This window comes from Bacteroides xylanisolvens XB1A (assembly GCF_000210075.1).
In the GTDB taxonomy this organism is placed as follows: Bacteria; Bacteroidota; Bacteroidia; order Bacteroidales; family Bacteroidaceae; genus Bacteroides; species Bacteroides xylanisolvens.
Map to the genome: position 1 here is coordinate 186,552 of NC_021017.1, position 10,653 is coordinate 197,204.

Genomic DNA, 10,653 nt, shown 5'->3' on the forward strand with positions numbered 1-10,653 from the left:
CGATGTTATACTCTGCCGACATCCATAATTGATGTATCTCGTTATCCCTTGATTCAAGAAGCTGATGTAATACACCTACATTGGATTAATCATTTCGTTGATTATCCTTCTTTCTTTAAAAAAGTGAAGAAACCATTTGTTTGGACTTTACATGACGAAAATCTTTTTTTAGGTATTGCTCATTATACGGAAAGTAAAAGCTATGGCGGTGATTTGGAGGCAGAGTATTATCATAAAAAGATGAAAATAGTGAAGGGCATAGAACGCTTGGGAATTGTATTCCTTTCTGAAATGATGTACAATCAATATCGTCAGCATGAAATGATTCTAAATGCCAAGACTACCATTATAAATAATGCAGTTGATTATAATAACTATTATCCGGCAAAAAAGAATATTGCCAGGCAACAAATGGGAATACCGCAAGATGCAGTAGTTTTTGTATTTGTATCTGCCGAGTTATTTGATTCAAGAAAAGGCCTTGATATATTGGTTAAGGCGTTGGAAAATATGCAAATCCTTAATGTTATGATATTAGCCATAGGGACGGTGGGAAGTTATCAAGTTTCCTCAACTGTAAATGCGATAGGTCCTATTTACAATATTGAGAAAATGTCTTTAGCTTACTCATGTGCTGATTATTTTGTAATGCCTTCTTGTCAAGAAGCTTTTGCCCAAACACCTATTGAGGCAATGTCTTGTGGAGTTCCTGCGATAGTATTTCCTGTTAGCGGAACTAGAGAGTTGATTAACAAAACAAATGGTATTCTTTGTAATGGTTTTACTCAAAAAGATTTAGAAGAGGGTATCAATAAAGCTATGAATACAGTGTATGATAGTGATGAAATACGCAAAGATGTAATAGCTCGTTTTTCACCAGAGAAAATAGCAAAGAGTTATATGGATTTTTATAATCAAATATTATTAGATAAGAAGTTATGAAAAGATTATTAAAGAACTTCTTTAAAAAAGCAACGATATTAATATTTAGGCTTAAAGGAAAGGTTTCTTTGAAAGTAGGGAAAAATACGATGTTGTATCGATGTGATCTTTCAAACCCTTATGGATACCTTAATTCGATTGAAATTGGAAATAATTCTTCACTTAAGAATTGTAGATTTAATTTATTTGAGGGTGGAAATAAAATTATTATTGGTGATAATGTATTGATAAAAGGTATGACTTTTTGGATAGAAGATAGTAATAACATCATTAAAATTGGTGATAGGACAACTTCGGAGAATCATGTTCAGGTTGCGGCATGTGAGGGGAAAAAAATCGAAATAGGAGCAGACTGTATGCTTTCGCATGATATATATTTTCGTACGACAGATTCTCATTCAATTGTGGACAATAATGGAAAGCGTATCAATCCTGCTGATAATATTAAAATAGGTAATCATGTTTGGATTGGTATGCAATGTTTAATATTCAAAGGAGTTGAGATACCAGATGATTGTATTATTGGTGCAAGAAGTATCGTTACAAAGCATAAGTTCGATAAGAATTCTCTCATTCTTGGAATAAATGCAAAGATGATTAAACAAGATATTAATTGGATAAGAAAAAGAATATAATGTTAACAACATCAAAAGACAAAAATATATGGTTCTTCAATCTGTTATTGCTGGGGGTAATATTGTTTAAGAATGCTGATGTATACCAAGATTATGTATTTGGTAAATCTTTGATAATTAGAGGAATTGGTATACTTGGGCTGATGCTGTTTTGGTATTCGTATTTTAAACTTCCCAAAATCAGTTTGGGACAATTGTGTAGAAATCCTTTGTTGGTAATGTTTATCTTTATAGGATTTGTTACCATCCTTAGGTTTGATTCTAATAGCGACTTTACCTTATATCGGAAAATGATGATGGGGTCTTATATATGGCCTTATCTCATGCCTTTGCTGCTATTAGTAAAGATGGAAACAAAATACATAAAATTTTGTTTATATTGGATTTTGGCTCAAATGTTTTTAGACTTGTTCTTTTTGGCATTCAATTTTCAAACTATTGTTTATTCAAGCACAATAGTCTTAAAATTAGGACGTTTTGATGCTTTTATAATTAATCGTTTTTCTGTGGCTGCAAATCTGATTGTAGCTATTGCAGCTTTTGGTCTCGCTTTGAGTAAATTCAAAAACAAATGGCAAGTATTAATAATAGGTACAATCATTTTATCACTTGTCTCATCCATGATGGGAGGCCGACGTTCTTCGTCATTGTTGATGATACTTTGTTTGTTTATCATATTATGTTCTTATTTAAAATCCAAAAGGAAGATTATTCTACTTGTCTTACTTGCCCTTCTAATATCTTTTAGTAATTGGAATGTAGTCGATTCTTTGGCGGATCAATTTAATGTCATGTCGGAAAGGTTGGCTGTCAACACAAGGGATGGGACAGAAACTGAATTTTATAATGACATGGAATGGTATGATTGGATATTTGGGAAAGGTATGGATGGTACCTATAAGAGTTTGTCAGTATCATTAGATGATAAATTGAATAGAAACCTTATTGAAACAGGTTATCTTAATCTTATATTGCATGGAGGCTTACTTTTATTGATTCCCTATTTGTTTTTTCTGATAAAGGCTTTGTATTTAGGTGTCTCGAAATCAAAAAATATATTTATTAAAAGTTTTGCTTTTTATATAGGACTTCATTTGGTGTATTTATACCCTGGAGGTACTCCAGCTTTGGACTTGAGATATACTCTCTTATTCTTATTAATTAATTTCTGCATCACCCATTATAGAATTTCTTCCAGTGAGGATTTTGATATCTCTAAAAAGATATTGAAAAATTAAGTAATTAGATCATAACAATCTTGCTAAATTAATGACAATAAATAAAATTTCAGTAATTACAGTATGTTACAATGCTGTAAGTGGCATTGAGCGTACAATAAAATCAGTTCTTAATCAGACTTATGAACATCTTGAATACATTGTTATAGATGGCGGTTCAACGGATGGTACTATTGAAGTAATTAATCGATATAAAGATAAAATCGCATATTTCATTAGTAGAAAAAGATAATGGTATCTATGATGCTATGAACAAAGGTATTAAAGTTGCTCATGGAACGTGGTTAAGTTTCATGAATGCAGGTGATTGCTTTGCCGATAATCTAGTCGTGGAAAGAATTTTTAAAGAAGATATTTCTTCCTATGTTAAAGTAATCTACGGTGATTTTATAGCAGAGTCTAACTTTACCTTAAATATTGTAAAAGCCAAGAATACGTGTGTGTTTTATAAAGATATGCCTTTCTGTCATCAAGCAGCTTTCTTGAGAAACGAAAATTATGTATATGATATTCAGTATCATATTGCGGCTGATTACAAACTATTTAGAAGTATTTATTCCAAATATGGAAAACGTTCATTTAAAAAGATGAAAATGGCTATAGCTATTTTTGACCTCAATGGTATATCTAATTCTAACGAGTCTTTACTTCGCAAAGAGTATCATGAACTTTATCATGAGTTTGGAGGATTCTATTATGTTATTGATTCAATTAAAAGGATATTATCTAAATTTTAATCTATGAATATTTCTGTAATAATTCCTGTATATAATATTGAGTCCTATTTGGAAAGTACTTTGAAAAGTCTGTTGGATCAAACATATAAGGACTTTGAGGTTATTCTTGTTAATGATGGAAGCGTTGACCGTTCACCTGATATCTGTGATGAATATGCAGCAAAATATAATTGTATTAAGGTTATACATAAACCAAACGGAGGGGTCTCTTCTGCAAGGAATGTCGGTATAGAAAATGCGCAAGGAGAATGGATATTTTTCTTAGATGGGGATGATTTATTGACGAAAGACGCATTTGAAACTTTGATTAAAACAGCCAATGAGACCAATTGCGATATTATAGAGGGTAATTATATAAGGGTTTTAAATTCAAAAACAATTTATACGCCTCTTTTGGATCAGGATAATTATATTGAGGATTCTATAGAGTGCATACAGAACACTTTGATGTATCAAAGGATTTTAATTATTCCTAGACTTTTTAAGAGAGAGATTATTGGCAATTTTCGTTTTGACAATAAAATTAAAATAGGCGAAGATATTCTTTTTACTATTCAAATACTACTAAATAGTTGTGTAAAGATAGCACATACGCATCAGATTATTTATCATTATATTCAACGTTTAGGGTCTGCGACGCATAATCATGAAACGATGGTTTATTATGATGTGCTTTCGGAAGCAATGGAAAAATTATTAGGGATAGATTCACCATATGGGGGATATTTTCAAATATTCAAGAGTATTAATTTGTATTTTAAAGCTGTAAAAAGTAATTCAAGTCTGTCAAAAGAAGATTACAAATGTATCAAGGGACATTTTTATCTGTTTTTTAGAGAGAAAAGATTGTCCTTAAAGTTTAGATTGCTATTTTGTAGTTATTGTGTTAGTCGGCATTTAGGTAATTTATTGCTAAAAGCAAGAATGCTGCTATTCCCCGTTTATTGATCAAAAAAAACAATTAGTTAATCTTATATACGTATGAATGTTTTATATATTACAGTCAGAAGTGATTTTGGCGGTGGTCCACGGCATATAGACCAATTGGTTGAATGGATGCCTAAGGATATAAATGTATTTATGGCATACCCCAAAGACGGTTGTCCTTATGGCTTACGATGGGAATCTAATAATAGGATTAAAGAAACTATATTTATCCCTTATCGAAAATTTTCATTGAAATCGTTATCTGAATTAAAGCACTTTATAAAAGATAACAAAATCGACATTGTTCATTCTCATGGTAATGGTGCAGGAATATACTCTCGATTACTGAAGATACTCTGTCCATCCGTTGCTGTTATTCATACGTTCCATGGTATTTCTGATGTATATAAATCTCCTGTTAAATATGTACTTAGTTTGTGCATGGGAACTTTGCTTTCACCATTTTGTACTAAATACATAGCGGTTTCTAAAGGTGAAAAGGAACTGTCTATAAAGCGGCATTTTTCAAAAGAGGACAATACACTTGTTATTTACAATGGTATAGAAAATCCTAATTCAAAACCACGAATAAAGCAAAATTGCCCAGTTATTATAGTGACACTTTCTAGATTTGATTATCAGAAAAACATGGACAGTATGCTTAGGATAGCTAAGATGCTGAAAAGTTGTTCTGTAAAATTTGTTTGGGTGGGGGATGGTCCTGATAGATTAAGACTGGAACAGCAAGCTAAAGATTGGGGGTTGGATATAACTTTTGTTGGATTTTCAAATGAGCCTATGGAATATTTAAAATCTGCAGATTGGTACATTTCGACATCTAGATTTGAAGGATTACCTTATGGCTTGATAGAGGCCTGTTCGGTAGGTCTACCTATTATCGCTAGTAATGTGAAAGGCAACAACGAAGTTGTTGTGAATGAGAAAACAGGTTTTTTATTTAAAGAAGAATCGGAAGCTGTAGAAAAAATCCGTTTAATATCTCAAAATGTTTATCCATATAGCGATTTCTCAAAAAATGCTATTCTTTTCTTCAAAGAGTATTTTACAGAAACTCAAATGATAAAAAGAATTGTATCCTTATATTTTGATATTTCTAAATCTTAAATATTGATTCTAATACAATTTTTATTCGCGATAATTCAATAGTTAAAAAACTCATTATTTTAATGCAAATTCTTCACAATCCTAATTACTACTTCCATTGGCTGAAGCTATGTAATGTTATACTTCTGCTTTCATATTTATTATTGAAGATAGCGGAGTAAATAGGGACAATCCTAAGTTGGGTGTGGAGATGGTTCACAATGCCCATACCAGTTAAAGGATTTTTTTTAATTGATAACATCTCATAATCATAAACAATATAATAGTTCCAAAATATAATTCTGTCATTACTATAATGATAGACAATTTTTCTTTTTGTAAAAATGAAAATACTACATATCTCAAAGTATTATTATCCCTATATGGGAGGAGTTGAAAATATTTGTAGGTACTTAGTTGAAGGGATGCCACAGTATCAGTCAGCTGTTTTATGTTTTAATGATCGTTGTAAAGACGTGATAGAAGAAATTAATGGAATTAAGATTTATAGAGTGGCTACTTGGATAAATATTGCAAGGCAAGCTTTATCATTATCTTATTTTACTATGATGAGAAAGGCTATAAGAGAATTTCGACCAGATATAATACATTTTCATTGGGCAAATCCATATCCTGCTGCTGTGTTACTTTTTATGTTTCCTAAAAATGTAAAACTTGTTGTTCATTGGCATATGGACATTATAAAACAAACTAAGATATATCCACTAATAAAGCCGATAGAGACCGCTTTATTAAAAAGGGCAGATTTGGTTTTGGTAACAAGCCCGCAATATAAGAATGCCTCTAATCCTTTACAAATATTTAAAGATAAAGTAAAAATCTTGCCAAATGCAATTAATGAAAAAAAATTTATTCTTCAACAAGGGGATGAGGTCGAAATTGAAAATATAAAGGAAAAATACAGTAATAAAAAAATTGTTTTTTTCGTAGGAAGACATATTCAATATAAAGGACTACCTTATTTAGTAGAAGCTGAAAGATTCATAAAATCTGACTGTGAAATTATAATAGCGGGTGATGGGCCTTTAACTGATAAACTGAAGAGTGCTTGTCATTCTTCTCGTGTGCATTTTGTAGGGCGGTTAGATGATAATGAGTTGCGCTGGCATCATTATGCTGCATCCATATTTGCTTTTCCTTCTATAACAAAAAATGAAGCTTTTGGTGTAGCACTTGCGGAAGCAATGTACTGTGGTACCCCTGCTGTAACATTTACAATACCGGGAAGTGGGGTAAACTGGGTTTCTTTAAATAATATTACAGGATTAGAGGTTTCGAACGAGGATTGTAAAGCATATGCAGGTGCTATTGATAAACTATTGATAGACGATAGATTGAGAGAGCAGTTCGCTCGAAAATCAATGGAACGTGTAAAAGAACATTTTACAATTCCTATCATGATACATTTGTTGGATTCATATTATAAAAATATGTTTGAAGATATCTATTCTAAATAATATTATAACTTATGCAGGAAGTCCAACGTTTTAACAAAGTCCTAAAGACTTTAGTCCTCTTTGGGGATCTTATTTTGCTGAACCTGCTTTTATGGGGATTTAATTGGTTTCTAGGTACTCGTTTCTGGTGTATTCATTGCGGTTCTATCTTTCAGGGAATGACTCTTGTCACTCTGTGCTATTTACTTTGCAATATGCATTCAGGTGTTATCCTTCATCGCACTGTGGTCCGTTCTGAACAGATCATGATTCGTGTTTTACGTAACATGGTTCCTTTTGTCTTTTTTTCGGTTTGTATGTTGCTTGTTTTTCATTTTCATTTTTCTCATTCCCGTTATTTCGGATTGTTTTATGTCGCTTTAATAATTGTAATTGTCAGCTATCGTTTAATTTTCCGTCATTTTTTGGAGCTTTATCGAAAAAAAGGTGGAAATGTTCGCAAGGTCGTCTTGGTTGGGAGTCATGAGAATATGCAGGAACTTTATCATGCGATGACGGATGATCCTACGTCCGGTTATCGTATACTGGGGTATTTCGAAGATTTTCCTTCAGACCGGTATCCGCAGGATGTTCCATATTTGGGACAACCCAATGAAGTAACTGTTTTTTTAGAAAAACATGTGGGAGAGATAGACCAGCTTTATTGTAGTCTTCCTTCTGCGCGAAGTGCGGAGATTGTTCCTATCATTAATTACTGTGAAAACCATCTGGTCCGTTTCTTTAGTGTACCTAATGTCCGTAATTATTTGAAACGTAGAATGCATTTTGAGTTAATGGGTAATGTTCCTGTACTTTCCATTCGTTGTGAACCATTGGAGTCATTGGAGAACCGTATTATTAAGCGTGCTTTTGATATTGTCTGCTCTGGACTATTTCTTATTACGGTATTTCCGTTCGTTTATATCTTTTTCGGAATCGCGATTAAACTAAGCTCTCCCGGTCCTGTCTTTTTCAAACAGAAACGCAGTGGTGAGGATGGCCGTGAATTCTGGTGTTACAAGTTCCGCTCAATGAGGGTTAATGCGCAGTGTGATACTCTTCAGGCTACGGAAAATGATCCTCGTAAAACACGTATTGGAGAAATAATGAGGAAGACTAGTGTAGATGAATTGCCACAATTCATCAATGTGTTGAAAGGGGATATGTCTATTGTAGGTCCCCGTCCACACATGTTGAAACATACGGAGGAATATTCCAATCTGATAAATAAGTTTATGGTTCGTCACTTTGTAAAACCCGGGATAACGGGTTGGGCCCAAGTGACGGGCTTTCGCGGTGAGACGAAAGAACTCTGGCAGATGGAGGGACGTGTGCAGCGTGATATCTGGTATATAGAGCATTGGACTTTTTTATTGGACTTATATATTATGTATAAGACGGTGTATAATGCCATACACGGAGAAAAAGAAGCATATTAGAAAATTAAAAATTAGGAATTAAAGGGCGTTTAATTATGAATTTAAGAATTATGATGAGAAGACTAAACAAGAGAAATTCGTGGCTACTATTGTTGCCATTCCTATTGGCTGCCTGCCAGTCTTATAAAAAGGTTCCCTATTTTCAGAATGTGGAAGTTGTGAACGAGGTAGAACAACAGGAAAAACTGTATGATGCCAAGATCATGCCCAAGGATTTGTTGACTATTGTGGTATCGTGTACTAATCCTGAACTTGCGATACCTTTTAACCTGACAGTTGCCAGTAATGCCGGAATAGCCGTGAGTACTTCGTCATATGTGACTACCCAACCTGTATTACAGCCTTATTTGGTAGATAATGAAGGAAACATAAATTTTCCGGTGTTAGGAGAATTGAAGTTAGGAGGCTTAACGAAAAGGGAAGCAGAACAGCTGATTATAGATAAATTGAAGCCTTACATGAAGGAGACTCCCATTGTAACGGTCCGTATGGTAAATTATAAAATATCTGTTATCGGCGAGGTTACCCGTCCCGGAACTTTTACTATTTCCAATGAGAAGGTAAATTTGTTGGAGGCATTGGCCATGGCAGGTGATATGACAGTATACGGTCTTCGTGATAATGTAAAGTTGATTCGTGAAGACGCAAACGGCAAACAACAGATTGTAACCTTGGACTTGAATAAGGCCGAAACCATTCTTTCGCCTTACTATTGGTTACAACAGAATGATATTATCTACGTAACTCCTAATAAAGCAAAAGCTCGAAATTCAGATGTAGGTAACAGTACCAGTCTTTGGTTCTCTGCCACCTCTATCCTGGTATCCATTGTCAGCCTATTAGTAAATATTTTAAAATAATAATTTGCAATGAAAGAAACAGATTTCAACGAAGCACAAGAATCTAAGGAAGAAAATATAGATGTCAAGGAACTATTGTTTAAATATTTGATCCACTGGCCTTGGTTTGTGGGGGCGGTTGTGGCGTGTTTGATTGCGGCATGGGTCTATCTTTATATGTCTACTCCCGTATATAATATTTCCGCTACGGTTTTAATAAAGGATGATAAGAAAGGTGGTAGTGCCGGAATGCTTTCCGGGTTGGAGAGTCTAGGATTGGATGGTATGATCTCTTCTTCGCAGAATATTGATAACGAGATTGAAGTTCTCCGTTCAAAGACTATCGTCAAAGAGGTGGTTGAAGATTTGGGACTCTATATTTCTTATACAGATGAGGATGAATTCCCTTCCAGAAACTTGTATAAGACTTCACCAGTACAAGTGAGTCTGACTCCGCAGGAAGCTGATTTGTTGGAGGAGCCGATGATTGTGGAGATGGCATTGCAACCACAGGGAAGTATGGATGTGACTGTGAAGATTGACGATGATAAATATCAGAAACATTTCGAAAAATTGCCGGCTGTTTTTCCTACCGACAAAGGGACATTGGCTTTTTTTCTGACGCCTGACTCGGTATTATCTTCTAAAAGAACATCGGAAGAAACTACGGATTCGGAAAAGACTACACGTAATATTACGGCAACAATTAATAAGCCTTTGGCTGTAGCGAAATGGTATTGCAAGAATATGACGATTGAACCCACTTCAAAAACAACTTCTGTGGCTGTCATATCATTGAAAAATTCGAATGTGGAACGAGGTAAGGATTTTATCAATAAGCTATTGGAGATGTATAATATCAATACGAATAATGATAAGAATGAGGTGGCGCAGAAAACTGCAGAATTTATCAATGAACGTATTAGTATTATCTCCAAAGAGTTGGGTAGTACGGAAAAGGATCTGGAAAGTTTCAAACGTGGGGCAGGTATTACGGATTTGACCAGTGATGCACAGATTGCTTTGACCGGTAGTGCTGAATATGAAAAGAAGCGTGTGGAGAATCAAACCCAGATTAATTTGCTGCAGGATTTGCAGAAATATATGCAAAATGAAGGTTATGAGGTTCTGCCTAGTAATATCGGATTGCAGGATGTGAATCTTGCGGCTGCCATCAACCGTTATAATGATGTGCTTGTTGAGAGAAAACGTTTGCTGCGTACATCAACGGAGAATAATCCTACCATTATAAACTTGGATACCAGCATTAGTGCAATGAAAGAGAATGTACAAGTCTCTTTAGACAGGGTGTTGCGTGGATTATATATCACAAAG

Annotated in this window: 11 protein-coding genes; all 11 read left to right on the top strand. The window is 34.1% G+C overall.

Annotated elements, in window-relative coordinates:
- A partial coding sequence (locus BXY_RS00750) for a glycosyltransferase (protein WP_208946702.1) occupies positions 1 to 942 on the top strand: 942 nt, incomplete at its 5' end.
- The gene (locus BXY_RS00755; protein ID WP_015530983.1) at positions 939 to 1,577 is read left to right on the top strand and encodes an acyltransferase; all 639 of its coding nucleotides are present in this window, start codon (positions 939 to 941) and stop codon (positions 1,575 to 1,577) included. The genes BXY_RS00750 and BXY_RS00755, both read left to right, overlap by 4 nt.
- The gene (locus BXY_RS00760) at positions 1,556 to 2,815 is read left to right on the top strand and encodes a hypothetical protein (protein ID WP_208946703.1); all 1,260 of its coding nucleotides are present in this window, start codon (positions 1,556 to 1,558) and stop codon (positions 2,813 to 2,815) included. Before BXY_RS00755 ends, BXY_RS00760 begins: the two co-directional genes overlap by 22 nt.
- 31 nt (positions 2,816 to 2,846) lie before the next feature.
- Positions 2,847 to 3,047, top strand: coding sequence for a glycosyltransferase (locus tag BXY_RS23420; protein WP_015530984.1), 201 nt, complete (start codon positions 2,847 to 2,849; stop codon positions 3,045 to 3,047).
- A gap of 16 nt (positions 3,048 to 3,063) precedes the next feature.
- Entirely contained in the window at positions 3,064 to 3,552 is a 489-nt protein-coding gene (locus BXY_RS00765) for a glycosyltransferase family protein (RefSeq protein WP_015530985.1), read from the top strand.
- Between the two features lie 3 nt (positions 3,553 to 3,555).
- Positions 3,556 to 4,500 (top strand): glycosyltransferase family 2 protein, encoded by a 945-nt coding sequence (locus BXY_RS00770; RefSeq protein ID WP_015530986.1) that lies wholly within the window; start codon positions 3,556 to 3,558, stop codon positions 4,498 to 4,500.
- Positions 4,501 to 4,533: 33 nt separating this feature from the next.
- The gene (locus tag BXY_RS00775; RefSeq protein WP_015530987.1) at positions 4,534 to 5,604 is read left to right on the top strand and encodes a glycosyltransferase; all 1,071 of its coding nucleotides are present in this window, start codon (positions 4,534 to 4,536) and stop codon (positions 5,602 to 5,604) included.
- Positions 5,605 to 5,927: 323 nt separating this feature from the next.
- Positions 5,928 to 7,061, top strand: a complete 1,134-nt coding sequence (locus BXY_RS00780) for a glycosyltransferase (protein WP_208946704.1) — start codon at positions 5,928 to 5,930, stop codon at positions 7,059 to 7,061.
- 11 nt (positions 7,062 to 7,072) lie between these two features.
- On the top strand, positions 7,073 to 8,479 hold the full coding sequence (locus BXY_RS00785; protein WP_208946705.1) for an undecaprenyl-phosphate glucose phosphotransferase: 1,407 nt from the start codon (positions 7,073 to 7,075) through the stop codon (positions 8,477 to 8,479).
- Positions 8,480 to 8,514: 35 nt separating this feature from the next.
- A complete protein-coding gene (locus tag BXY_RS00790) occupies positions 8,515 to 9,339 on the top strand; it encodes a polysaccharide biosynthesis/export family protein (RefSeq protein WP_208946706.1) in 825 nt (274 codons plus the stop codon).
- Positions 9,340 to 9,348: 9 nt separating this feature from the next.
- On the top strand, positions 9,349 to 10,653 hold a 1,305-nt coding region (locus tag BXY_RS00795; protein ID WP_243442459.1), incomplete at its 3' end, for a GumC family protein.

Bases quoted from the DNA above. Each gene is read 5' to 3' on its own strand.
- BXY_RS00780 (WP_208946704.1), top strand. From the start codon at position 5,928: ATGAAAATACTACATATCTCAAAGTATTATTATCCCTATATGGGAGGA.
- BXY_RS00765 (WP_015530985.1), top strand. From the start codon at position 3,064: ATGAACAAAGGTATTAAAGTTGCTCATGGAACGTGGTTAAGTTTCATG.
- BXY_RS23420 (WP_015530984.1), top strand. From the start codon at position 2,847: ATGACAATAAATAAAATTTCAGTAATTACAGTATGTTACAATGCTGTA.
- BXY_RS00790 (WP_208946706.1), top strand. From the start codon at position 8,515: ATGAATTTAAGAATTATGATGAGAAGACTAAACAAGAGAAATTCGTGG.
- BXY_RS00785 (WP_208946705.1), top strand. From the start codon at position 7,073: ATGCAGGAAGTCCAACGTTTTAACAAAGTCCTAAAGACTTTAGTCCTC.
- BXY_RS00770 (WP_015530986.1), top strand. From the start codon at position 3,556: ATGAATATTTCTGTAATAATTCCTGTATATAATATTGAGTCCTATTTG.
- BXY_RS00755 (WP_015530983.1), top strand. From the start codon at position 939: ATGAAAAGATTATTAAAGAACTTCTTTAAAAAAGCAACGATATTAATA.
- BXY_RS00775 (WP_015530987.1), top strand. From the start codon at position 4,534: ATGAATGTTTTATATATTACAGTCAGAAGTGATTTTGGCGGTGGTCCA.